Origin of the sequence: Kitasatospora sp. NPDC096077 (assembly GCF_040303245.1) — a bacterium.
Taxonomy (GTDB): domain Bacteria; phylum Actinomycetota; class Actinomycetes; order Streptomycetales; family Streptomycetaceae; genus Kitasatospora.
The window spans coordinates 182,859-206,491 of record NZ_JBEOSV010000004.1 but is presented as its reverse complement, the minus strand read 5'-3'; the positions used below and the strand labels follow the sequence as shown (position 1 = coordinate 206,491).

20 protein-coding genes are annotated in these 23,633 nt (G+C 71.2%); 13 read left to right on the top strand and 7 right to left on the bottom strand.

The window, feature by feature from the left end; translation table 11 throughout:
• Positions 1-169 precede the first annotated feature (169 nt).
• Complete coding sequence (locus tag ABTZ03_RS06365) at positions 170-745, top strand: TerD family protein (RefSeq protein WP_350511695.1); 576 nt, start codon at positions 170-172, stop codon at positions 743-745.
• Between the two features lie 192 nt (positions 746-937).
• Positions 938-1,921 carry a TerC family protein gene (locus ABTZ03_RS06360; protein ID WP_350511694.1) on the top strand — a complete coding sequence of 328 codons (984 nt, stop codon included), beginning with the start codon at positions 938-940 and terminating at the stop codon, positions 1,919-1,921.
• Positions 1,922-1,981: 60 nt separating this feature from the next.
• On the opposite strand, the gene ABTZ03_RS06355 is transcribed toward ABTZ03_RS06360, so the two are convergent.
• Positions 1,982-2,635, bottom strand: coding sequence for an MBL fold metallo-hydrolase (locus ABTZ03_RS06355; protein WP_350511693.1), 654 nt, complete (start codon positions 2,633-2,635; stop codon positions 1,982-1,984).
• A gap of 45 nt (positions 2,636-2,680) precedes the next feature.
• Positions 2,681-3,388, bottom strand: a complete 708-nt coding sequence (locus ABTZ03_RS06350) for a maleylpyruvate isomerase family mycothiol-dependent enzyme (RefSeq protein ID WP_350511692.1) — start codon at positions 3,386-3,388, stop codon at positions 2,681-2,683.
• Between the two features lie 269 nt (positions 3,389-3,657).
• Here ABTZ03_RS06350 and uvrA point away from each other — a divergent pair, with 269 nt between their 5' ends.
• The 11 genes from uvrA to ABTZ03_RS06295 all read left to right on the top strand — a co-directional run bounded on the left by uvrA (position 3,658) and on the right by ABTZ03_RS06295 (position 16,671).
• Positions 3,658-6,573: an excinuclease ABC subunit UvrA gene (gene uvrA, locus ABTZ03_RS06345; RefSeq protein ID WP_350511691.1), complete on the top strand. Its 2,916-nt coding sequence runs from the start codon at positions 3,658-3,660 to the stop codon at positions 6,571-6,573.
• 102 nt (positions 6,574-6,675) lie between these two features.
• A complete protein-coding gene (locus tag ABTZ03_RS06340; protein WP_350511690.1) occupies positions 6,676-7,128 on the top strand; it encodes a Rieske (2Fe-2S) protein in 453 nt (150 codons plus the stop codon).
• Between the two features lie 66 nt (positions 7,129-7,194).
• Positions 7,195-9,243, top strand: a complete 2,049-nt coding sequence (gene uvrC / locus ABTZ03_RS06335) for an excinuclease ABC subunit UvrC (RefSeq protein ID WP_350511689.1) — start codon at positions 7,195-7,197, stop codon at positions 9,241-9,243.
• Between the two features lie 118 nt (positions 9,244-9,361).
• Positions 9,362-10,246 carry an RNase adapter RapZ gene (gene rapZ, locus ABTZ03_RS06330; protein ID WP_363427807.1) on the top strand — a complete coding sequence of 295 codons (885 nt, stop codon included), beginning with the start codon at positions 9,362-9,364 and terminating at the stop codon, positions 10,244-10,246.
• Positions 10,247-10,310: 64 nt separating this feature from the next.
• Positions 10,311-11,396: a gluconeogenesis factor YvcK family protein gene (locus ABTZ03_RS06325; protein ID WP_350511810.1), complete on the top strand. Its 1,086-nt coding sequence runs from the start codon at positions 10,311-10,313 to the stop codon at positions 11,394-11,396.
• Positions 11,387-12,367, top strand: a complete 981-nt coding sequence (gene whiA, locus ABTZ03_RS06320; protein ID WP_188308910.1) for a DNA-binding protein WhiA — start codon at positions 11,387-11,389, stop codon at positions 12,365-12,367. The genes ABTZ03_RS06325 and whiA overlap by 10 nt, the downstream gene beginning before the upstream one ends.
• 325 nt (positions 12,368-12,692) lie before the next feature.
• Positions 12,693-13,700 (top strand): type I glyceraldehyde-3-phosphate dehydrogenase, encoded by a 1,008-nt coding sequence (gene gap, locus ABTZ03_RS06315; protein ID WP_350511688.1) that lies wholly within the window; start codon positions 12,693-12,695, stop codon positions 13,698-13,700.
• A 153-nt stretch (positions 13,701-13,853) separates the two neighbouring features.
• Positions 13,854-15,065: a phosphoglycerate kinase gene (locus ABTZ03_RS06310; RefSeq protein ID WP_350511687.1), complete on the top strand. Its 1,212-nt coding sequence runs from the start codon at positions 13,854-13,856 to the stop codon at positions 15,063-15,065.
• Positions 15,066-15,069: 4 nt separating this feature from the next.
• Positions 15,070-15,855, top strand: coding sequence for a triose-phosphate isomerase (tpiA, locus tag ABTZ03_RS06305; protein WP_350511686.1), 786 nt, complete (start codon positions 15,070-15,072; stop codon positions 15,853-15,855).
• An 86-nt stretch (positions 15,856-15,941) separates the two neighbouring features.
• Positions 15,942-16,178, top strand: coding sequence for a preprotein translocase subunit SecG (gene secG / locus ABTZ03_RS06300; RefSeq protein ID WP_350511685.1), 237 nt, complete (start codon positions 15,942-15,944; stop codon positions 16,176-16,178).
• Positions 16,179-16,383: 205 nt separating this feature from the next.
• The gene (locus ABTZ03_RS06295; protein WP_057240347.1) at positions 16,384-16,671 is read left to right on the top strand and encodes an RNA polymerase-binding protein RbpA; all 288 of its coding nucleotides are present in this window, start codon (positions 16,384-16,386) and stop codon (positions 16,669-16,671) included.
• A gap of 96 nt (positions 16,672-16,767) precedes the next feature.
• Here the strand turns inward: ABTZ03_RS06295 and pgl are convergent, their stop codons facing one another.
• The 5 genes from pgl to tkt form a co-directional block, all read right to left on the bottom strand.
• A complete protein-coding gene (gene pgl / locus ABTZ03_RS06290) occupies positions 16,768-17,556 on the bottom strand; it encodes a 6-phosphogluconolactonase (RefSeq protein WP_350511684.1) in 789 nt (262 codons plus the stop codon).
• Entirely contained in the window at positions 17,553-18,668 is a 1,116-nt protein-coding gene (opcA, locus tag ABTZ03_RS06285) for a glucose-6-phosphate dehydrogenase assembly protein OpcA (RefSeq protein WP_350511683.1), read from the bottom strand. The genes pgl and opcA overlap by 4 nt, the downstream gene beginning before the upstream one ends.
• Positions 18,665-20,221, bottom strand: a complete 1,557-nt coding sequence (zwf, locus tag ABTZ03_RS06280) for a glucose-6-phosphate dehydrogenase (protein WP_350511809.1) — start codon at positions 20,219-20,221, stop codon at positions 18,665-18,667. Before zwf ends, opcA begins: the two co-directional genes overlap by 4 nt.
• Positions 20,222-20,284: 63 nt before the next feature.
• A complete protein-coding gene (gene tal, locus ABTZ03_RS06275; RefSeq protein WP_350511682.1) occupies positions 20,285-21,427 on the bottom strand; it encodes a transaldolase in 1,143 nt (380 codons plus the stop codon).
• A gap of 87 nt (positions 21,428-21,514) precedes the next feature.
• Positions 21,515-23,614 (bottom strand): transketolase, encoded by a 2,100-nt coding sequence (gene tkt, locus ABTZ03_RS06270; RefSeq protein WP_350511681.1) that lies wholly within the window; start codon positions 23,612-23,614, stop codon positions 21,515-21,517.
• Positions 23,615-23,633: the final 19 nt, after the last annotated feature.

The following is a 23,633-nucleotide window of genomic DNA, read 5'->3' as shown; positions in this document are numbered from 1 at the left end:
TCGGAGGAGTCGCGGGTGCCGCAGGCCCTAGGCTGGCCTGCGGCATCGCGCCCTCGGGACGGGGTTGCGGGCCGTCAGCAGAGGGGGCCTCAGCCGGGGGACGGCGACGGGGTGTTCCACCGTGGAGCCGTGCGGCAGCGACCGCGCGGCCGGCAGAGAGGACAACGTCGTGTCGGTGAACCTGGCCAAGGGGCAGCGGGTCAGCCTCCAGAAGGGGGGCGGCGCCCTGACCGTGGTCCGGATGGGGCTGGGCTGGCAGGCCGCCCCCAAGCGGGGTCTGTTCGGCAGCCGGACCCGGAAGATCGACCTGGACGCCTCGGCGCTGCTGTACGCCGAGCGCACCCCGTCCGACGTGGTGTTCTTCCAGCACCTGGAGTCCACCGACGGCTCGGTCCGGCACACGGGGGACAACCTGGAGGGCGGCTCGGGCGAGGCGGACGACGAGGCGATCCTGGTCGACCTGCTGCACGTGCCGCCGCACATCACCCAGGTGGTGTTCACGGTCAGCTCGTACACCGGGCAGACCTTCGCCGAGGTGCGGCAGGCGCACTGCCGGCTGGTGGACGAGGCCACCGGGGTGGAGCTGGCCCGGTACGAGCTGGCCGGCGGCGGGCCGCACACCGGGCAGATCATGGCCAAGGTGGTGCGGGACGGCAACGGTGGCTGGGAGATGCAGGCGATCGGCGCCCCGGCCAAGGGGCGGACCTTCCAGGACCTGCTGCCGGCCATCGAGCCGTTCCTCTGACCTCTCCTTTACCTTCTTTACCTTTCTTTGCCTTCCCTGTTACTCTCGATGGCAGCGGAGGGGAGTATTCCTCGACAGCCGACCCCGTCATCACGGGTGCCCGTCGTGGCACCCCGGGGCGCTGGCCCGACGGGCGGAAGAGACCTCCGGCAGTGACGATGACTGTCTCGCCTACCTGCCGGAGGAGCAGTAGTGGACGTTTCCGTAACCATGTGGGCCACCACGATCGGTGTGCTGATCGCACTGATCGTGGCGGACTTCTTCATCGGAGGGCGCAAGCCGCACGAGGTCTCGATCAAGGAGGCCGGGATCTGGACGGTCGTCTGGATCGTCCTGGCGCTGCTCTTCGGCGGGTTCCTCTGGTGGCACTCCGGCGCCCGGCCGGCGGGTGAGTTCTTCGCCGGCTACATCACCGAGAAGTCGCTCAGTGTCGACAACCTCTTCGTGTTCATCCTGATCATGGGCAAGTTCGCGGTGCCCCGGATCTACCAGCAGCGCGTGCTGATGTTCGGCGTGATCATCGCGCTGGTGCTCCGGGCGGTGTTCATCGCCGGCGGTGCCGCGCTGGTCACCCAGTTCTCCTGGGTGTTCTTCATCTTCGGCGCCTTCCTGATCTGGACGGCCTGGAAGCTGATCAAGGAGGCCCGGGCCGACGAGGAAGAGGAGGAGTTCGAGGAGAACCGCCTGCTCAAGTCGATCACCCGGCGCTTCCCGTCGACCGACACGTACCACGGCACCAAGCTGTTCATCGTGGAGAACGGCCGCCGGCTGATCACCCCGATGCTGATCGTGATGCTGGCGATCGGCACCACGGACGTGCTGTTCGCCCTGGACTCGATCCCGGCGATCTTCGGCCTCACCCAGGACCCGTACATCGTCTTCACCGCCAACGCCTTCGCCCTGATGGGCCTGCGCCAGCTGTACTTCCTGATCGGCGGCCTGCTGAAGAAGCTGGTCCACCTGAGCTACGGCCTGTCGGTGATCCTCGGCTTCATCGGCGTGAAGCTGGTGCTGCACGCTGCCCACGAGGCCGGCGCGCACGTCCCGGAGATCGGCATCCCGTTCTCGCTCGGCTTCATCGTGGTGGTGCTGGCCGTGACGACCGTGACCAGCCTGATGGCCTCGAAGAAGGCCGAGCAGCGCGAACTCCGGGAGTCGCAGAAGCTCGACGCCTGACGCCCGCGAAGGGGCCCCGCGACCGCAAGGGTCGCGGGGCCCTTCGCGTTGCCGCGGCCGTCACCAGCCGCGCTCGCGCCACTCGTCGAGGTGCGGGCGCTCCGCGCCGAGGGTGGTGTCGCTGCCGTGGCCGGGGTAGACCCAGGCCTCGTCGGGCAGCACGTCGAAGATCTTCTCGTTGACGTCCCGGAAGAGGGTCCGGAAGGCCTCCGGGTCGCCCCAGGTGTTGCCGACGCCGCCCGGGAAGAGGCAGTCGCCGGTGAAGACGTGCTGGTGGCCCTGCGGGTCGTCGTAGACCAGCACGATCGCGCCGGGGGTGTGCCCGACCAGGTGCCGGACGGTCAGCTCGACCTCGCCGACCCGCAGCGTGTCGCCGTCCGCGAGCGTCAGCTCGGTGGGCACCTCGATGCCCTCGGCGTCGTGCTCACCGGCGGCCGTCCGGGCTCCGGTGGTGGCCACCACCTCGGCCAGCGCCCCCCAGTGGTCCTGGTGCCGGTGGGTGGTGACCACCGTGGCCAGGTCGTCCCCGACGGTCTCCAGCAGCACCGGGGCGTCGGCGGCCGCGTCGATCAGCAGCTGCTCGTCGGTGGCCCGGCAGCGCAGCAGGTAGGCGTTGTTGTCGTACGGGCCCACGGCCACCTTGGTGATGATCAGGTGGGCCAGCTCGCGCACGTCCGGCGGCCCGCCGACCTTGACCGCTCCGTGGTACGTCATCCGTCCGCTCCTCGTCGTCGGGGTCCTGGGATCATCCTCGCGCCCTCAGCCCATGGGGGGAAGCCGGGGGAGGGCGGTGTCGGGGGTGCGGTGCAGGTCGGCGCCGGCCGAGCGGCCGGAGAGCCAGGCGAGCAGGGCGCGGACCGGGCCCCGGACGGCGAGCGGGTCCGGGCCGGAGCCGATCACGCCGGTGTCCCCGGTGTCCTCGGCGGTCAGCTCGACCCGGGGCAGCTCGGCGCCGTGCAGCTTCGTCGCGAGCTTGTGGAACTCGGTGACGGCGAACTCCTCCGGCCAGCGCGCCGGGGTGTAGCCGCCGGCGAGGTCGACGTGGTGGTACTCGACCTCCAGCAGGCGCTTCATCGGGATCTCGTGGGCCGGGAAGAGGTAGCCGGAGCGGTGCTTGACCTCGGTGCCCCAGTATTCGGCCGACGTCGCGGCGGCCGCGGCGGCGAACCGCGCGTGGGAGTCGCGCAGGTCGGCGAGGTGGACGTCGAGCGGGCGGGGCGCGTCGCGCTCGATGTCGGCGTCGCGGACCTCGTTGCTGGCGTACTGCGGGCGGCCGTTGAGCAGGTTGACCAGGGAGTCGGCGTTGCGGGCGAGGTGGGCCAGCACGTGGCCGCGGGTCCAGTCGGGGAGGGCGGAGGGCCGGGCGACGTCCTCGGGTGCGAGCCCGGCGACGGCGGTCAGCAGGCGTGCGGTGGCCTCCTCGACCTGGTTCAGCCAGGAGGCGGCGGCGGACTGCGGGTCGGTCATCGAATCTGCCTTCTGTGACGGATCGGGGCGTTGCCCGGAGCGGGCCTCGCTCGTTGACCAGCCGACGCTATCGCCGAATCGGGCCCCTGAGCAGGGGGTTTTCGGTCCGGGTACGCACGGCCCGGGGGCGGTCCTCACTCGTTCGGGTGGTCTCCGCTGGACAGAGTCGAGATTCGAACGTCTGAGCTATAGGCTGGCTGCCGCATCCTGGAAGAAGCAACCCGAACTCACCGCAAGCCGTCCTGCCCCGGAGAAAGGCGCCAGAAGCAGTGGCCGACCGCCTCATCGTCCGCGGTGCTCGCGAGCACAATCTCAAGAACGTCTCGCTCGACCTGCCCCGCGACTCCCTCATCGTCTTCACGGGCCTCTCCGGCTCCGGCAAGTCCTCGCTCGCCTTCGACACGATCTTCGCCGAGGGCCAGCGCCGCTACGTCGAGTCGTTGTCCTCGTACGCCCGCCAGTTCCTGGGCCAGATGGACAAGCCCGATGTGGACTTCATCGAAGGCCTCTCCCCGGCCGTCTCGATCGACCAGAAGTCCACCAACCGCAACCCCCGTTCGACCGTCGGCACCATCACCGAGGTCTACGACTACCTGCGCCTGCTGTTCGCCCGGATCGGCAAGCCGCACTGCCCGCACTGCGGGCGCCCGATCGCCAAGCAGTCGCCGCAGGCGATCGTCGACAAGGTGCTGGAGCTCGCCGAGGGCACCCGGTTCCAGGTGCTCAGCCCGGTGGTGCGCGAGCGCAAGGGCGAGTTCGTCGACCTCTTCGCCGACCTCCAGTCCAAGGGCTACTCCCGCGCCCGGGTGGACGGCGAGACGATCCAGCTCGCCGAGCCGCCGAAGCTCAAGAAGCAGGAGAAGCACACCGTCGAGGTGGTCATCGACCGCCTGACCGTCAAGGAGAGCGCCAAGCGGCGGCTCACCGACTCGGTGGAGACGGCCCTGCGGCTGTCCGGCGGCATGGTCGTGCTCGACTTCGTCGACCTCCCGGAGGACGACCCGGAGCGCGAGCGGATGTACTCCGAGCACCTCTACTGCCCGTACGACGACGTGTCGTTCGAGGAGCTGGAGCCCCGCTCGTTCTCCTTCAACTCGCCGTTCGGCGCCTGCCCGGACTGCTCGGGCCTGGGCAACCGGATGGAGGTCGACCCGGAGCTGGTCGTGCCGGACCAGGAGCGCTCGCTGGACGAGGGCGCGATCCACCCGTGGTCGGCCGGGCACGCCAAGGACTACTTCCAGCGGCTGATCGACGCGCTCGCCCAGGAGCTGGGCTTCCGCACCGACATCCCCTGGGCCGGGCTGCCGGCCCGCGCCAAGAAGGCGCTGCTGTACGGGCACAAGCACCAGGTCGAGGTCCGCTACCGCAACCGCTTCGGCCGCGAGCGCTCGTACAGCACCGGCTTCGAGGGCGCCGTCCCGTTCATCCAGCGCCGGCACACCGAGGCGGAGAGCGACAGCAGCCGGGAGCGCTTCGAGGGCTACATGCGCGAGGTGCCCTGCCCGACCTGCCAGGGCACCCGGCTCAAGCCGGTGGTGCTCGCGGTCACCGTCGAGGAGAAGTCGATCGCCGACGTCTCGTCGATGTCGATCAGCGACTGCGCCGAGTTCCTGGGCGCGATGAAGCTCAACGACCGGGACAAGCAGATCGCCGAGCGGGTCCTCAAGGAGGTCAACGAGCGGCTGCGCTTCCTGGTCGACGTCGGCCTGGACTACCTCTCGCTGGACCGCGCGGCCGGCACCCTCTCCGGCGGCGAGGCCCAGCGCATCCGGCTGGCCACCCAGATCGGCTCCGGCCTGGTCGGCGTGCTGTACGTGCTGGACGAGCCGTCCATCGGCCTGCACCAGCGGGACAACCACCGGCTGATCGAGACGCTGGTGCGGCTGCGCGACATCGGCAACACCCTGATCGTGGTCGAGCACGACGAGGACACCATCAAGACCGCGGACTGGGTGGTGGACATCGGCCCGGGCGCCGGCGAGCACGGCGGCAAGGTGGTGCACTCCGGTTCGCTGAAGCAGCTGCTCTCCAACAAGGAGTCGCTGACCGGCCAGTACCTCTCCGGCAAGCGGTCGATCCCGATCCCGGCCGGCCGCCGCGACCGGGACAAGAAGCGCCAGCTGACGGTGCACGGCGCCCGCGAGCACAACCTCAAGGACGTCACGGTCGGCTTCCCGCTCGGGACGCTCACCGCGATCACCGGCGTCTCCGGCTCCGGCAAGTCGACGCTGGTCAACGACATCCTGTACACCCACCTCGCCCGGGAGCTGAACGGCGCCCGCAGCGTGCCCGGCCGGCACACCCGGATCACCGGCACCGACCTGGTGGACAAGGTGGTGCACGTCGACCAGTCGCCGATCGGCCGCACCCCGCGGTCCAACCCGGCCACCTACACCGGGGTGTTCGACCACGTCCGCCGGCTCTTCGCGGAGACCCAGGAGGCCAAGGTCCGCGGCTACCTGCCCGGCCGGTTCTCCTTCAACGTCAAGGGCGGCCGCTGCGAGAACTGCACCGGCGACGGCACCATCAAGATCGAGATGAACTTCCTGCCGGACGTCTACGTGCCGTGCGAGGTGTGCCACGGCGCCCGGTACAACCGGGAGACGCTGGAGGTGCACTACAAGGGCAAGTCCATCGCCGAGGTGCTGGACATGCCGATCGAGGAGGCGCTCGGCTTCTTCGAGGCCGTCCCGGCGATCGCCCGGCACCTGCGGACGCTCAACGACGTCGGCCTCGGCTACGTCCGGCTCGGCCAGTCCGCGCCGACGCTCTCCGGCGGCGAGGCGCAGCGCGTCAAGCTCGCCTCCGAGCTGCAGAAGCGCTCCACCGGGCGGACGGTCTACGTGCTGGACGAGCCCACCACCGGCCTGCACTTCGAGGACATCAGCAAGCTGATCAAGGTGCTCAGCGGGCTGGTGGACAAGGGCAACACGGTGATCGTGATCGAGCACAACCTCGACGTGATCAAGACCGCCGACTGGGTCGTCGACATGGGCCCCGAGGGCGGCTCCGGCGGCGGCACGGTGGTCGCCGAGGGCACCCCGGAGCAGATCGCGGCCGTCCCGGAGAGCCACACCGGCAAGTTCCTCCGGGACATCCTGCCGGTGGAGTTCACCGACGCACCGGTCAAGGCGCCCGCCAAGAAGGCGGCCCCGCGCAAGCGCGCGGCGGCGGCGAAGAAGTAGCCTCCACGCGCCCCGCCGCTCCCGAGGACCATCGGGAGCGGCGGGGCGCGTGCGGCATAGAATTCCGTGGTCCCTCGCCGCAGCAACCGTAGGAGCACACCGATGTCCGAGGCCCCCGAGAGCAGCCCCGCCACCTCCCGCCGCACCCTGCTCTGCGGCGCCGCGGCCGTCCTGGCGGCCGGCGGCACCGTGGCGGTCACCGGCTGCGGCTCCTCGGCGGGCTCCGCCGGCTCCTCGGACAAGAGCAGCACCGCCAAGGGCCCGGTCGACCTCGGCCCGGCCTCGGCGGTCCCGGAGGGCGGCGGCAAGGTGTTCCGCGAGCAGAAGATCGTGGTGACCCAGCCGGCCGCCGGCGAGTACAAGGCCTTCAGCGCCAAGTGCACCCACGCCGGCTGCATCGTCGACCAGGTGAAGAACCAGCAGATCCAGTGCCCCTGCCACGGCAGCCGGTTCGCCATCGCGGACGGCGCCGTGCAGGACGGCCCGGCCCCCAGCCCGCTGCCCGCCTACACCGTCACGGTCGAGGGCGGGAACCTCAAGGTGACCCCGAGCTGAAGCAGTTGACCGTCCTCCCGCTGGTCCCGTCCGCGCGGCCCCGACCGCACTCGGTACGGTGGACCCATGGCTGACCCGAGCACCTACCGTCCGGCGCCGGGCGCGATCCCGACCTCCCCGGGCGTCTACAAGTTCCGTGACGCCCACGGCCGGGTCATCTACGTCGGCAAGGCCAAGAGCCTGCGGCCGCGGCTGTCGTCCTACTTCCAGGACCTCGCCGGGCTGCACCCGCGCACCGCGACCATGGTCACCACCGCCGCCTCGGTGGAGTGGACGGTGGTCGCCACCGAGGTCGAGGCGCTCCAGCTGGAGTACTCCTGGATCAAGGAGTTCGACCCGCGGTTCAACGTCAAGTACCGCGACGACAAGAGCTATCCGGAACTCGCCGTCACCCTGAACGAGGAGTACCCGCGGGTCCAGGTGATGCGCGGGGCGCACAAGAAGGGCGTGCGCTACTTCGGCCCCTACGGGCACGCCTGGGCGATCCGCGAGACGGTCGACCTGCTGCTGCGCGTCTTCCCCGTCCGCACCTGCTCCAACGGCGTGTTCAAGCGCGCCCGGCAGGTCGGCCGCCCCTGTCTGCTCGGCTACATCGGCAAGTGCGCCGCGCCCTGCGTCGGCAAGGTCTCGGCGGACGAACACCGGGCGCTGGCCGAGGACTTCTGCGACTTCATGGCCGGGCGCACCGGCAACTACCTGCGCCGGCTGGAAGAGCAGATGCAGGAGGCCGCCGAGGAGCTGGAGTACGAGAAGGCGGCCCGGCTGCGGGACGACATCGGCGCCCTCAAGCGCGCGATGGAGAAGAACGCCATCGTGCTCGCCGACGCCACCGACGCCGACCTGCTGGCCGTCGCCGAGGACGAACTGGAGGCCGCCGTCCAGATCTTCCACGTCCGCGGCGGCCGGGTGCGCGGCCAGCGCGGCTGGGTCACCGACAAGGTCGAGGACGTGGACACCGCCGGCCTGGTCGAGCACGCCCTCCAGCAGCTCTACGGCGGCGCCGGCGCCGACGAACGCAACGAGTCCGTCCCGCGCGAGGTGCTGGTCCCCGCGCTGCCCGAACCGGCCGCCCCGGTCCGGGACTGGCTCAGCGGACTGCGCGGCAGCCAGGTCGACCTGCGGATCCCGCAGCGCGGGGACAAGAAGGACCTGATGGCCACCGTGCAGCGCAACGCCCAGCAGGCGCTGGCCCTGCACAAGACCAGGCGCGCCTCCGACCTCACCACCCGCAGCCGCGCCCTCCAGGAGATCGCCGACGCGCTGGAGCTGGACTCCGTCCCGCTGCGCATCGAGTGCTACGACATCTCCCATCTCCAGGGCGAGGACGTGGTCGCCTCCATGGTCGTCTTCGAGGACGGCCTGGCCCGCAAGAGCGAGTACCGGCGCTTCCAGATCAAGGGCTTCGCCGGCCAGGACGACGTCCGCTCGATGCACGAGGTGATCAGCCGCCGCTTCCGCCGCTACCTCCAGGAGCGCGAGCAGACCGGCGAGTGGGCCGTCCCGGAGGAGTCCGACGAGGACCAGCCGGCCGACGGCCCGCGCACCGAGGACGGCCGCCCCAAGCGCTTCGCCTACCCGCCGCAGCTGCTGGTGGTCGACGGCGGCCAGCCGCAGGTCGCCGCCGCCCGGCGGGCGCTGGACGAGCTCGGCATCGACGACGTCGCGCTGTGCGGCCTGGCCAAGCGGCTGGAGGAGGTCTGGCTGCCCGGCGAGGACGACCCGGTCGTGCTGCCGCGCTCCAGCGAGGGCCTCTACCTGCTCCAGCGGGTGCGCGACGAGGCCCACCGCTTCGCGATCGGCTACCAGCGCAGCAAGCGTTCCAAGCGACTCACCGCCGGGGAACTGGACTCCGTCCCGGGCCTCGGCGAGACTCGCCGCCGGGCGCTGCTCAAGCACTTCGGCTCGCTGAAGAAGCTCCGGGCCGCCACCGTCGACGAGATCTGCGAGGTACCCGGCATCGGGCGCCGCACCGCGGAGACTGTTGCGGCGGCGTTGTCGTCCCGTACACCCGCCGCACCCGCGGTCAACACCGCGACCGGCGAGATCATCGAGGACGGGGCCGCCGAGCCGGTGGCCGCAGCACCCCAGACCGCACCATCCCAGGAGACGCCATGACGGCCGACGCCGCCCGTCTGTCGGCGCGCCCCGACCCCGCCCGCCTGTCCGGGCCGGGGGAGGGCCGCCGAGCCGTGCGCGTGCTCCCCAGCAGAAAGACCGAGAGCGGGGAACCGAAGTGACCGTGTCAGACGTGGCCGAGAACGCGCCGGAGCTGGTGATCATCTCCGGCATGTCCGGAGCCGGCCGTTCCACCGCCGCGAAGTGCCTGGAGGACCTGGGCTGGTTCGTGGTGGACAACCTGCCGCCGGCCCTGATCCCCACCATGGTCGACCTGGGCGCCCGTTCCCAGGGCAACGTCGCCCGGATCGGCGTGGTCGTGGACGTCCGCGGCCGCCAGTTCTTCGACGACCTGCTCACCTCGCTGGACGAGCTGGAGAAGCGCGGCGTCCGGCTCCAGGTGGTCTTCCTGGACTCCTCCGACGACGCCCTGGTCCGCCGCTTCGAGAGCGTCCGCCGCCCGCACCCGCTGCAGGCCGACGGCCGGATCGTGGACGGCATCGCCCAGGAGCGCGACCTGCTGCGCGACCTGCGCGGCGAGGCCGACCTGGTGATCGACACCTCCAACCTCAACGTGCACCAGCTGCGCGCCAAGCTGGACGCCCAGTTCGCCGACCACGACGAGCCCGAGCTGCGCGCCACCGTGATGTCCTTCGGCTTCAAGTACGGCCTGCCGGTCGACGCCGACCTGGTGGTGGACTGCCGCTTCCTGCCCAACCCGCACTGGGTGCCCGAGCTGCGGGCCCGCACCGGCACCGACGCGGACGTCGCCGACTACGTGTTCCAGCAGCCCGGGGCCAACGAGTTCCTGGACGGTTACGCCCAGCTGCTGCGCATCGTCACCGAGGGCTACCGCCGCGAGGGGAAGCGTTACATGACGCTTGCCGTAGGCTGCACCGGTGGCAAGCACCGTAGCGTCGCCATGTCCGAGCGTCTGACCAAGCGTCTCATCGCCGACGGAGTCGAGACGGTGCTCGTCCACCGTGACATGGGACGGGAGTAACCGCCGCCTTCCCTGCCGGGCCGCCGGCGGAGCCGGTGGCGGGGCCGAGGAACGCGAGGTGATTGTGGCGGGATACGTGCCCGGTCGGCAGCCGCAGAGCAGGACCGGCGAACGGGCGGGCAGCCCGTCGCCGAGCCGTCCGCGCAGCAGTCCCGCCCGGGCCAATCCGGCCCCGAGGATCACCGCGCTCGGCGGTGGCCAGGGCCTGTCCGCCTCGCTGTCCGCGCTGCGCCGGCTCACCAGCGACCTGACCGCGGTGGTCACCGTCGCCGACGACGGCGGCTCCAGCGGGCGGCTGCGCGAGGAGCTGGGCGTGCTGCCGCCCGGGGACCTGCGCAAGGCGCTGGCCGCGCTGTGCGGGGACGACGACTGGGGCCGCACCTGGTCCGAGGTGATCCAGCAGCGCTTCACCGGCAACGGCGAACTGGGCGGCCACGCGGTCGGCAACCTGCTGATCGTCGCGCTCTGGGAGAAGCTGGGCGACCCGGTGGCGGCGCTGGACTGGGTCGGCCGGCTGCTGAACGTCCAGGGCCGGGTGCTGCCGATGTCGGCGGTGCCGCTGGACATCGAGGCGACCGTGCGCGGCCACGACCCGGCCCGCCCGGCCGAGGTCGCGGCCGTCCGCGGCCAGGCCAACGTGGCGGTCACCCCGGGCACCGTGCAGTCGATCCGGCTGCTGCCGGACGGGCCGCCGGCCGTCCCGGAGGCGGTCACGGCCGTGCGGGAGGCGGACTGGGTGGTGCTCGGCCCGGGCTCCTGGTTCACCAGCGTGCTGCCGCACCTGCTGGTGCCCGAGCTGGTCAAGGCGCTGACGGAGACCCGCGCCCGCCGTCTGCTCACCCTGAACCTGGCCCCGCAGCCCGGCGAGACCGAGGGCTTCACCCCGCAGCGGCACTTGGAGGTCATCGCCGACCACGCCCCCGACCTCGCCGTGGATGCGATCCTGGTGGACGAGCGGGCCGTCACCGGCGGCGCTTTCGGCCAGGCGGACCTGGCCGGTCTGGAGAAGGCCGCCGAACGGATGGGTGCCGCTCTGGTGCTCGGCACGGTCGCCCGTACCGACGGCACCCCGCGACACGACCCCGAGCTGTTGGCGGCCGCGTACGACCGGATTTTCCGGACACATGGAAGGATCGGGCCATGGCGATGACTCCAGCGGTGAAGGACGAGATCAGCCGGCTCCCGGTCACCCGGGCCTGCTGTCGCAAGGCGGAGGTGTCGGCGATCCTGCGGTTCGCGGGCGGACTGCACATCGTGAGCGGCCGCATCGTGATCGAGGCGGAGCTGGACACCGGGGCGGCGGCACGGCGGCTGCGCAAGGACCTGCTGGAGATCTTCGGTCACTCCTCCGACCTCGTGGTGATGGCCCCCGGCGGGCTGCGGCGCGGCAGCCGCTTCGTCGTCCGGGTGGTCAAGGACGGCGAGCTGCTGGCGCGCCAGACCGGCCTCGTGGACGGCCGCGGCCGGCCGATCCGGGGGCTGCCCCCGGCGGTCGTCTCCGGCGCCACCTGCGACGCCGAGGCGGCCTGGCGCGGGGCCTTCCTGGCGCACGGCTCGCTCACCGAGCCGGGCCGCTCCTCCTCACTGGAGATCACCTGCCCCGGCTCCGAGGCGGCGCTGGCGCTGGTCGGCGCGGCCCGTCGGCTCGGCATCCCGGCCAAGGCCCGCGAGGTGCGCGGGGTGGACCGGGTGGTCATCCGCGACGGTGACGCGATCGGCGCGCTGCTGACCCGGCTCGGCGCCCACGAGTCGGTGCTCGCCTGGGAGGAACGCCGGATGCGGCGCGAGGTCCGGGCCACCGCCAACCGCCTCGCCAACTTCGACGACGCCAACCTGCGCCGCTCGGCCCGCGCCGCGGTGGCGGCCGGCGCCCGGGTGCAGCGCGCGCTGGAGATCCTCGGCGAGGAGGTGCCCGAGCACCTGGCCGCGGCCGGCCAGCTGCGGATGCAGCACAAGCAGGCCTCGCTGGAGGAGCTGGGCGCGCTCGCCGACCCGCCGCTGACCAAGGACGCGGTGGCCGGCCGGATCCGCCGACTGCTGGCGATGGCCGACAAGCGGGCCGCCGAGCTCGGCCTGCCGAGCACCGAGGCCAACCTGACCGACGAGATGGCGCTGAACTGATCCACTTCGCGCTCCGTTAGGAACCCCGCCCCCTTCGGCTCGGAGGCGAGCGGACGAGTAAGGGCCGGTGTCCGGATTCCGGGCACCGGCCGTCGGTGTCTCCGGGCGGGGACGGGGAACCGAAATTGGTCAAGACCACTTGACCAGGACCAACGGCCCGGGCGGGCAAGGACGGAGGGCCCGGAAGCGCGCCACGCCACGTCCTGCCAGGTGGCGCGATGTGCCCTCCCAGGGTCGGGAGGGGTAGGGTCGTAGGCGGTCGGGGACTTCCCAAATCTCATCCCCGTCGGCTCAGCGCCGGCGTACCTAACGAGGAGATCGGTTCGTGACGATCCGGGTAGGCATCAACGGCTTCGGCCGCATCGGCCGCAACTTCTTCCGCGCCGTCAAGGCCCAGGGTGCGGACATCGAGATCGTCGGTGTCAACGACCTCACCGACACGAAGACGCTGGCTCACCTGCTCAAGTACGACACCACCCTGGGCACCTTCCCGGGCGAGGTCTCGCACACCGAGGACAGCATCACCGTCGACGGCCACACCTTCAAGGTGACCGCCGAGCGTGACCCGGCCAACCTGCCGTGGGCCGCCCTGGGCGCCGACATCGTCGTCGAGTCCACCGGCATCTTCACCAAGGCCGAGGCTGCGAAGAAGCACCTCGCCGCCGGTGCCAAGAAGGTCATCATCTCGGCCCCCGCCACCGACGAGGACATCACCGTCGTCCTGGGTGTCAACGACGAGAAGTACGACGCGGCCAACCACCACGTCATCTCCAACGCCTCCTGCACCACCAACTGCGTGGCGCCGATGGCGAAGGTGCTGAACGAGAGCTTCGGCATCGTCAAGGGCCTGATGACCACTGTCCACGCGTTCACCAACGACCAGGTCACCCTGGACTTCCCGCACAAGGACCTGCGCCGTGCTCGTGCGGCGAGCCAGAACATCATCCCGACCTCGACCGGTGCCGCCAAGGCGACCGCCCTGGTCCTGCCGGAGCTGAAGGGCAAGCTGGACGGCACCTCGCTGCGCGTCCCGGTCCCGACCGGTTCCATCACGGACCTGGTCGTCACCCTGGAGCGCGAGGTCACCAAGGACGAGGTCAACGCGGCCTTCCAGAAGGCCGCGCAGGAGGGCCCGCTCAAGGGCATCCTGGCCTACACCGAGGACCCGATCGTCTCCTCGGACATCGTGAACGACCCGCACTCGTGCATCTTCGACTCGCAGCTCACCATGGTCCAGGGCAACCAGGTCAAGGTGCTCGGCTGGTACGACAACGAGTGGGGCTACTCGAACCGCGTCGTGGACCTGGTCGCCATCGTCGGTGGCCAGCTCTGACGCAGTGGGAGCTGACGTGATGTAGGGGCGAGGGCCCGGACGGCGAGAACACGCCGACCGGGCCCTCGCTCTGCGTACAAGGACTTCTCAGGCGGCCCCTGCGCCGTGCCGCCTCTGCGCATCGACCATCTCCCCAGGAGTAACCGAATCCCCGTGAAGACCATCGACGAACTCATCCAGGACGGCATCGAGGGCAAGCGCGTGTTCGTGCGCGCGGACCTGAACGTGCCGCTGGACGGCATCACGATCACCGACGACGGCCGGATCCGCGCCGTCGCCCCGACCATCGCCAAGCTCGCCGAGGCCGGCGCCAAGGTCGTCGTCGCGTCCCACCTCGGCCGCCCCAAGGGCGAGCCGGACCCGAAGTTCTCGCTCGCGCCGGTGGCCGCCCGCCTCGGCGAGATCCTCGGCAAGAACGTCTCCTTCGCCACCGACACCGTCGGTGACAGCGCCAAGGCCACCGTCGCCGCGCTGGCGAACGGCGAGGTCGCGCTGCTGGAGAACCTGCGCTTCAACGCCGGTGAGACCAGCAAGGACGACGCCGAGCGCAAGGCCTTCGCCGAGCAGCTGGCCGCCCTGGCCGACCTCTACGTCGGCGACGGCTTCGGCGCCGTGCACCGCAAGCACGCCTCGGTCTACGACCTGCCGGCCCTGCTGCCGCACGCCGCCGGCGACCTGATCGCCACCGAGGTCGGCGTGCTGAAGAAGCTGACCGAGGACGTCAAGCGCCCGTACGTCGTGGTGCTCGGCGGCGCCAAGGTGTCCGACAAGCTCGCCGTGATCGACAACCTGCTGGAGAAGGCCGACCGGATCCTGGTCGGCGGCGGCATGGCGTACACCTTCCTCAAGGCCCAGGGCCACGAGGTCGGCATCTCGCTGCTGCAGGAGGACCAGATCCCGACCGTCCTGGAGTACCTGGACCGGGCGCAGAAGCGGGGCGTCGAGTTCGTCCTGCCGCTGGACGTCCTGGTCTCGGCCGACTTCCCGGACCTCAAGGGGAAGACCCCGGCGACCTTCGAGACCGTCGACGCGGACAAGATCCCCGCCGACAAGGAGGGCCTGGACATCGGCCCGAAGACCCGCGAGCTGTACGCCTCGAAGCTGGCCGACGCGGGCACCGTGTTCTGGAACGGCCCGATGGGCGTCTTCGAGCACCCGGACTACGCGAACGGCACCAAGGCCGTCGCGCAGGGGCTGCTCGACAGCCCCGGTTTCACCGTGGTCGGTGGCGGCGACTCCGCCGCGGCCGTCCGCATCCTGGGCTTCGACGAGAACGCCTTTGGACACATCTCGACCGGCGGCGGCGCGAGCCTCGAGTACCTGGAGGGCAAGACCCTTCCCGGTCTCGCCGCTCTGGAGGACTGAAAGCATGACTGAGCGTCTCCCGCTGATGGCGGGCAACTGGAAGATGAACCTCAACCACCTTGAGGCCATCCAGCACACCCAGAAGCTGGCCTTCGCGCTGGCCGACAAGGACTACGCGGCCGTCGAGGTCGCCGTCCTGGTGCCGTTCACCGACCTGCGATCGGTGCAGACCCTGGTCTTCGGCGACAAGCTGAAGATCAAGTACGGCTCGCAGGACATCTCGCAGCACGACGGCGGCGCCTACACCGGCGAGATCTCCGGCCCGATGCTGGCCAAGCTGCAGTGCGCCTACGCGGTGATCGGCCACTCGGAGCGCCGCCAGTACCACGGCGAGAACGAGGAGATCGTCAACGCCAAGGTCAAGGCCGCCTACCGGGCCGGGGTCACCCCGATCCTGTGCATCGGCGAGCCGCTGGAGATCCGCAAGGCCGGCACCCACGTCGAGTACACCCTGGCCCAGCTGGACGGCGCCCTGGAGGGCGTCCCGGCGGAGCAGGCCGAGTCGATCGTGGTCGCGTACGAGCCGGTCTGGGCGATCGGCACCGGCGAGGTGGCCACCCCGGAGGACGCGCAGGAGGTCTGCGCCGCCATCCGGACCCGGCTCGCCGAGCTGTACTCCGCCGAGCTGGCCGACAAGGTCCGTGTGCTGTACGGCGGTTCGGTGAAGTCGTCGAGCGCGGCCGGTCTGATGGCCAAGCCCGACATCGACGGCGGCCTGATCGGCGGTGCCTCGCTGGACGCCGACGAGTTCGTCAAGATCGTGCGCTACCGTGAGCAGGCAGTAGGCTAACGCCGCCGCAGCAACGTAGGCTTTGGGGCCGGACCGCCGTACGCGGCCCGGCCCCTTCGCGAAGATACGAGAGAGTTGGTCCCGTCGTGGTTCTCGGGTTCTCGATTGCCCTGATCATCTTCAGTGCGCTGATGATCCTGTTGGTGCTGCTGCACAAGGGGAAGGGCGGCGGTCTTTCCGACATGTTCGGTGGTGGCGCGATGTCCACCGGCGGCGGTTCGGCGGTGGCCGAGCGCAACCTCGACCGCATCACCATCGTGGTCGGTCTGGGCTGGTTCGCCTGCATCATCGTGCTGGGCCTGGTACTGAAGTACAAGAGCTGACGCAGGTCTGACGCCCCGTCGCCCGAGCGCCTATCCTGGGACGGTCGGGGGCGGAGGCGATGGTGGCGGATGCTTAAGTCCTGCTTACACTAGGACGACTTTCGCCACCGACGCGCACCGCGGCGGGTCGGCGCACCAGCACGCAGGGAGTCAGACCGTGGCAAGTGGCAACGCCATCCGTGGGAGCAGGGTCGGGGCAGGCCCGATGGGGGAGGCGGAGCGTGGTGAGTCCGCTCCGCGCAACAGGATCTCCTTCTGGTGCGCCAACAAGCACGAGACCAAGCCCAGCTTCGCCGCCGAAGCCGTCATCCCGGACACCTGGGACTGCCCGCGCTGCGGTTTCCCGGCCGGTCAGGACGAGCACAACCCGCCCGCGCCCTCGCGCAACGAGCCGTACAAGACCCACCTCGCCTACGTCCGGGAGCGGCGCACCGACGCCGACGGCGAGGCGATCCTCGCCGAGGCGCTGGCCAAGCTGCGCGGTGAGATCTGACCGGAGGGCCGTAGGGCTTCAGACCTGCGGAAAGGGCGCCACCGTCGTCGACGGTGGCGCCCTTCGGTGTTTCCGCTGCCGGGCCGTTCCCGGCCGTCAGGCCGAGGCCGGCGGGTACAGCTGCGGGGGGATCCGGTCCGCGGCGGCGCGGTCCAGCAGCCACAGGGTGCGGCTGCGGCCGTACGCGCCGGAGGCCGGGGCCTGCAGCTCGCCGGGGCCGGACAGGGCCAGCGCCACGGCGCCCGCCTTGTCCTCGCCGGCGGCCAGCAGCCAGACCTCGCGGGCCGCCCGGATCGCCGGGAGGGTGAGCGAGATCCGGGTCGGCGGGGGCTTGGGGGCCCCGCGCACGCCGATCACGGTCAGCTCGGTCTCCCGCACGCCCGGGTGCTCCGGGAAGAGCGAGGCCACGTGGGTGTCCGGGCCGACGCCGAGCAGCAGCACGTCGAAGGCCGGGACGCCGAGCCGGTCGCCCGGCTCGGCGGCCTTCGCCAGCTCCTGGGCGTAGCGGGCCGCGGCGGCCTCCACGTCCGAGCCGTCCACGCCGTCCGCGGCGGGCATCTCGTGTACCCGCGCCGGGTCCAGCGGGACGGCGTCCAGCAGCTCGGCGCGGGCCTGGACGGCGTTGCGGTCCGGGTCGGCGGCGGGCACGAAGCGCTCGTCGCCCCACCACAGGTCCAGCCGGCCCCAGTCGACCGCGTCGCGCGCCGGGGAGGCGGCGATCGCGGCCAGCAGGGCATTGCCGTTGCGGCCTCCGGTGAGCACCACCGAGGCGGTGCCGCGGGCGGCCTGGGCGTCCACGATCCGGGTGATCAGCCGGGCCGCGGCCGCCTGGGCCATCAGCTCCTTGTCCCGGTGGACGACCAGCTGCGGGGTCGCGGCGGTCATGCGCTCCCCTTGGCGGCGCGCTTGCCCGAGGCCTTCTTCGCCGGGGACTTCTCCGCACTGTCGGCGGTCACCCGGGCCGGGTTGGCCACCGCGGCGTCGGCGGCCGCGGCCGCCGCCTCGCCCACGGAGTCGGCCGCGGCGGGCCCGGCCGCGGCCGACCCGGCTGCCGCCGGTCCGCCCTCGGCCGGCTCGCTCAGCCGCTCGACGGACGTGCGCACGGCCGTCGAGTAGATGTCGTCCGGGTCCAGTCGGCGCAGCTCCTCGGCGATCAGCTCCGAGGTCTCGCGCCGCTTGAGCGCCACCTGGCGGTCCGGTGAGCCGGGCATGGACAGGGTGCCCATCAGGCCGTCCGGGCGGTCCAGGGTGATGTCCCCGTCCTTGGTGCGCAGGTGCACCGCGGTGATGCCGGGGCCGCCGGTGACGACCCGCTCGACCGGCACCTGCAGCCGGTTGAGCAGCCACAGGCCGAGCAGCTCGACGCTGGGGTTGTAGGACTCGCCCTCGACCATCACCGAGGTGACGGTGGTCGGGCGCTGGTCCAGCGCGGCGGCCAGCATCGAGCGCCAGCCGGTGATCCGGGTCCAGGCCAGGTCGGTGTCGCCCGGGGTGTAGCTCTGGGCCCGCTGGGCGAGCTGGCCGACCGGGGACTCGGCGGTGACCGCGTCGGTGATCCGGCGCTGGGCGAGCGCGCCCAGCGGGTCCTGCGCCGGGTGGAGCGGCGCGTTGTCCGGCCACCAGACCACGGTCGGGGCGTCCGGCAGCAGCAGCGGCAGGACCACCGACTGGGCGTGCGAGGCGAGTTCGCCGTGCATGCGCAGGATGACCGTTTCTCCGGAGCCGGCGTCCGAGCCGACCAGGATCTCGGCGTCCAGCCGGGTCTCGGCGCGGGCCCGGGGCGAGCGGCCCGCGCGCTTGATCACCGCGAGGGTGCGCATCGGGTGCTCGCGGGAGGCCTCGTTGGCGGCCTTGAGGGCGTCGTAGGCGCTGCCCTCGTCGGTCACGATCACCAGGGTGAGCACCATGCCGGCGGCGGTGGAGCCGCTGGTCCGGCGCGCCTCCATGAGCGCGGCGTTGATCTTGCTGGACGTCGTGTTGGTGAGGTCGATCTTCATGGCCGGCGCCAGCTCCTGCCGTCTCGTGCGAGCATCTCGTCCGCCTCGGCGGGACCCCAGGTGCCCGCCGCGTACTGGGCGGGCTTGCCGTGGGCGTCCCAGTACTTCTCGATCGGGTCGAGGATCTGCCAGGAGAGCTCGACCTCCTGGTGGCGCGGGAACAGGTTGGCGTCGCCGAGCAGCACGTCGAGGATGAGCCGCTCGTACGCCTCCGGGCTGGACTCGGTGAAGGACTCGCCGTAGGCGAAGTCCATCGTGACGTCCCGGACCTCGAAGGAGGTGCCCGGCACCTTGGAGCCGAACCGCACCGTCACGCCCTCGTCCGGCTGGACCCGGATGACCAGGGCGTTCTGCCCCAGCTCCTCGGTCGCGTAGGAGTCGAACGGCAGGTACGGGGCGCGCTGGAAGACCACCGCGATCTCGGTGACCCGGCGGCCCAGCCGCTTGCCGGTGCGCAGGTAGAACGGGACACCCGCCCAGCGGCGGTTGTTGATCTCCAGCTTGATGGCCGCGTAGGTGTCGGTCTTGGAGTCCGGGTCGATGCCGTCCTCGTCCAGGTAGCCGACGACCTCCTCGCCGCCCTGCCAGCCGGACGCGTACTGGCCGCGCACGGTGTGCCGGCCGAGGTCGGCCGGGAGCTTGACGGCGCTGAGCACCTTGAGCTTCTCGGCCACCAGTGCCTTCGGGTGGAAGGAGGCCGGCTCCTCGATGGCGGTGAGCGCCATCAGCTGCAGCAGGTGGTTCTGGATGACGTCACGGGCGGAGCCGATGCCGTCGTAGTAGCCGGCCCGGCCGCCGATGCCGATGTCCTCGGCCATGGTGATCTGCACGTGGTCGACGTACGACCGGTTCCAGATCGGCTCGAACATCTGGTTGGCGAAGCGCAGCGCCAGGATGTTCTGGACCGTCTCCTTGCCCAGGTAGTGGTCGATCCGGAAGACCTCGTCGCGCGGGAAGACCTCGTGCACGACCTTGTTGAGCTCCTGGGCGCTCTCCAGGTCGTGGCCGAAGGGCTTCTCGATGACGGCGCGGCGCCAGGAGCCCTGCGGCGGGTCGGCCAGGCCGTGCTTCTTCAGCTGCTGGACGACGGTCGGGAAGAACTTCGGCGGGACGGACAGGTAGAAGGCGAAGTTGCCGCCGGTGCCCTGGGCCTTGTCCAGCTCCTCGATGGTCTCGCGGAGCTTGTCGAAGGCCTGGTCGTCGTCGAACGTGCCGTGGACGAACCGCATGCCCTTGGCGAGCTGCTGCCACACCTCCTCCCGGAACGGGGTGCGGGCGTGCTCCTTGACCGCGTCGTGGACCTCCTGGGCGAAGTCCTCGTCGTCCCACTCGCGGCGGGCGAAGCCGACCAGCGAGAAGCCCGGCGGCAGCAGACCGCGGTTGGCCAGGTCGTAGATGGCCGGCATCAGCTTCTTGCGGGACAGGTCGCCGGTGACTCCGAAGATGACCAGGCCGGACGGCCCCGCGATACGCGGGAGCCGCCGGTCGGAGGGGTCACGAAGCGGGTTGACGGGGCGCGACGGGAGATCGTCCGCGTCCGACTCCGACGTCAACTCGGGGAAATCAGTGCTCACTTGGTGTGCTCCGCTTTCGTGCGCTGGCTGTGTGAGCGGGGGTCACTTCTCGCCGGCGAAGGTGGCCAGCGAGGTGGTGACGGTGTCGAGCAGCTCCTGCCAGGACTGCTCGAACTTCTGCACGCCCTCGTCCTCCAGCACCTGGACCACGTCGTCGTAGTCCACGCCGGCGGCCGCGATGGCGTCCAGGACGGCCTTGGCGTCGGCGTAGTTGGGGACGATGGTGTTGCCGGTGATCACGCCGTGGTCGCCGGTGGCGTCCAGGGTGGCCTCGGGCATGGTGTTGACCGTGCCGGGGGCGACCAGCTCGGTGACGTACAGGGTGTCCGGCAGGGCCGGGTCCTTGACGCCGGTGGAGGCCCACAGCGGACGCTGCGGCTTGGCGCCGGCGGCCTCCAGCGAGCGCCAGCGGGCGCTGCCGGCGGTCTTGCCGTCGACCGAGCCGAAGACCTCCTCGTACGCCTGGTAGGCGAGGCGGGCGTTGGCCAGCGCGGCCTTGGAGCGCAGGTTCCTGGCGTCGCCGCCGATCTTGTCCAGGCGCTTGTCGATCTCGGTGTCCACGCGGGACACGAAGAAGGAGGCGACCGACTCGATCTGGGAGAGGTCCAGACCCTTGGCCTTGGCGGTCTCCAGACCGGTCAGGTAGGCGTCGATGACGGCCTTGTAGCGGTCCAGGGAGAAGATCAGCGTGACGTTGACGCTGATGCCCAGGCCGATGACCTCGGCGATGGCGGGCAGGCCGGCCTTGGTGGCGGGGATCTTGATCAGCACGTTCGGGCGGTCGACCAGCCACCACAGCTGCTTGGCCTCGGCCACGGTCGGGGCGGTCTCGTGCGCCAGGCGCGGGTCGACCTCGATGGAGACCCGGCCGTCGCGGCCGTTGGAGGCGTCGTAGACCGGGCGCAGCACGTCGGCCGCGTCGCGCACGTCCGAGGTGGTGATCATGCGGATCGCCTCGTCGGTGGTGACCTTGCGGACGGCCAGGTCGCGCAGCTGGCTGTCGTAGGAGGTGTCGCCGCTGCCGGCGATGGCCTTCTGGAAGATGGTCGGGTTGGTGGTGACGCCCACCACGTGCTTGTTCTGCACCAGCTCGGCCAGGTTGCCGGAGTTCAGCCGCTTGCGGCTGAGGTCGTCCAGCCAGATCGCAACGCCTTCGTCGCTGAGGCGCTTCAGTGCGTCAGTCATGGTGCTTCAGTCCTTCGTCTTCTTCTGCGTGGGGTAGTCAGAGGGAGCCGCGTGCCCGCGTGCGGGCGGGCACGCGGCCCGAAGCGGTTAGCGGTTGACGGCTTCGAGGGAGCGCAGGGCGTTGTGCGCCTCGGCCACCACGCGCTCGGCGGTCAGGCCGAACTCCTCGAACAGGACCTTGTAGTCGGCGGAGGCGCCGAAGTGCTCCAGGGAGACGATCCGGCCGTGGTCGCCGACCAGCTCGCGCCAGCCCTGGGCGATGCCGGCCTCGACCGAGACGCGGGCCTTGACCGACGGCGGCAGCACGCTGTCGCGGTAGGCCTGGTCCTGCTCCTGGAACCACTCGAAGGACGGGACGGAGACGACCCGGGTCGCGATGCCCTCGGCCTCCAGCACCTCGCGGGCCTGGACGGCCAGCTGGACCTCGGAGCCGGTGCCCAGCAGGATCACCTGCGGGTCGCCGTTGCCGGCCTCGGCCAGCACGTAGGCGCCCTTGGCGGTGCCCTCGGCGGAGGCGAAGACCTCGCGGTCGAAGGTCGGGACGTTCTGGCGGGTGAGGGCCAGGCCGACCGGGCCGGGGTGGCTGGTCTGGCGCTCGATCACGGTGCGCCAGGCGACGGCCGTCTCGTTGGCGTCGGCCGGACGGACCATGGACAGGCCCGGGATGGCGCGCAGCGAGGCCATGTGCTCGACCGGCTGGTGGGTCGGGCCGTCCTCGCCGAGGCCGATCGAGTCGTGCGTCCAGACGTAGGTGACCGGCAGCTTCATCAGCGCGGCCAGGCGGACGGCCGGGCGCATATAGTCCGCGAAGACCAGGAAGGTGCCGCCGTACACGCGGGTCTTCCCGTGCAGCGCGATGCCGTTCATGGTCGAGCCCATGGCGTGCTCGCGGATGCCGAAGTGGATCGTCCGGCCGTACGGGCTGGCGGACTTCAGCGGGTTGCCCTCGGGGAGGAAGGAGCTGTCCTCGTCGATGGTGGTGAGGTTGGACTCCGCGAGGTCGGCCGAGCCGCCCCACAGCTCCGGGATCACCGCGCCGAGCGCCTTGAGGGTCTCGCCGGAGGCCTTGCGGGTGGCGACGTCCTTGCCGGCCGGGAAGGAGGGGACGGCCTTCTTCCAGCCCTCGGGCAGCTCGCCCGCCTGGATGCGGTCGAACTCCGCGGCCCGGTGGGCGTTGGCGGCGCGCCAGGCGTCGAAGCCCAGCTGCCACTGGTCACGGGCGGCCTTGCCGCGCTTGATGACCTGGCGGGCGTGCCCGATGACCTGGTCGCTGACCTCGAAGGTCTTCTCCGGGTCGAAGCCCAGGACCTTCTTGGTGGCGGCGATCTCGGCGGCGCCGAGCGCGGAGCCGTGCGCCTTGGCGGTGTTCTGGGCGTCCGGGGCGGGCCAGGCGATGATCGTCCGCATCGCGATCAGCGACGGCCGGGAGGTCTCGGCCTTGGCCGCCTCCAGCGCACCGGCGAGGGCCTCGACGTCGATGTCGCCGCTGGCCTTCGGGGTGACGCGCTGCACGTGCCAGCCGTAGGCCTCGTAGCGCTTGAGCACGTCCTCGGAGAAGGCGGTCTCGGTGTCGCCCTCGATCGAGATGTGGTTGTCGTCGTACAGGGCGACCAGGTTGCCCAGCTTCTGGTGGCCGGCCAGCGAGGAGGCCTCGGCGGAGATGCCCTCCTCCAGGTCGCCGTCGGAGACGATCGCCCAGACGGTGTGGTCGAAGGGGGACTCCCCGGCGGCCGCCTCCGGGTCGAACAGGCCGCGCTCGTAGCGGGCGGCCATCGCCATGCCGACCGCGTTGGCGATGCCCTGGCCGAGCGGTCCGGTGGTGGTCTCGACGCCGGCGGTGTGGCCGTGCTCGGGGTGGCCCGGGGTGCGGCTGCCCGCGACCCGGAAGGCCTTGAGGTCGTCCAGCTCCAGGCCGTAGCCCGAGAAGTACAGCTGGGTGTAGAGGGTCAGGCTGGTGTGCCCGGGGGAGAGGACGAAGCGGTCGCGGCCGACCCAGGCCGGGTCGGTCGGGTCGTGGCGCAGGAAGCGCTGGAAGATCAGGTAGGCCGCGGGGGCCAGCGACATGGCCGTCCCGGGGTGCCCGTTACCGACCTTCTGGACAGCGTCCATCGCCAGGACCCGCGCCGTGTCAACCGTGCGCTCGTCCAGGTCGCTCCACTCGAATGCGTTCTTCGGCGCAGTGCTCACCCTGTCTCAGGGCTCCTTC

What these genes read in the sequence shown, in the direction of transcription:
- pgl (WP_350511684.1), bottom strand. Translation starts at nt 17,556, where the DNA reads ATGACCGCCGCGACCCCGCAGCTGGTCGTCCACCGGGACAAGGAGCTG.
- ABTZ03_RS06340 (WP_350511690.1), top strand. Translation starts at nt 6,676, where the DNA reads ATGTCCGAGGCCCCCGAGAGCAGCCCCGCCACCTCCCGCCGCACCCTG.
- ABTZ03_RS06355 (WP_350511693.1), bottom strand. Translation starts at nt 2,635, where the DNA reads ATGACGTACCACGGAGCGGTCAAGGTCGGCGGGCCGCCGGACGTGCGC.
- opcA (WP_350511683.1), bottom strand. Translation starts at nt 18,668, where the DNA reads ATGAAGATCGACCTCACCAACACGACGTCCAGCAAGATCAACGCCGCG.
- uvrC (WP_350511689.1), top strand. Translation starts at nt 7,195, where the DNA reads ATGGCTGACCCGAGCACCTACCGTCCGGCGCCGGGCGCGATCCCGACC.
- whiA (WP_188308910.1), top strand. Translation starts at nt 11,387, where the DNA reads ATGGCGATGACTCCAGCGGTGAAGGACGAGATCAGCCGGCTCCCGGTC.
- ABTZ03_RS06295 (WP_057240347.1), top strand. Translation starts at nt 16,384, where the DNA reads ATGGGGGAGGCGGAGCGTGGTGAGTCCGCTCCGCGCAACAGGATCTCC.
- tal (WP_350511682.1), bottom strand. Translation starts at nt 21,427, where the DNA reads ATGACTGACGCACTGAAGCGCCTCAGCGACGAAGGCGTTGCGATCTGG.
- tpiA (WP_350511686.1), top strand. Translation starts at nt 15,070, where the DNA reads ATGACTGAGCGTCTCCCGCTGATGGCGGGCAACTGGAAGATGAACCTC.
- ABTZ03_RS06350 (WP_350511692.1), bottom strand. Translation starts at nt 3,388, where the DNA reads ATGACCGACCCGCAGTCCGCCGCCGCCTCCTGGCTGAACCAGGTCGAG.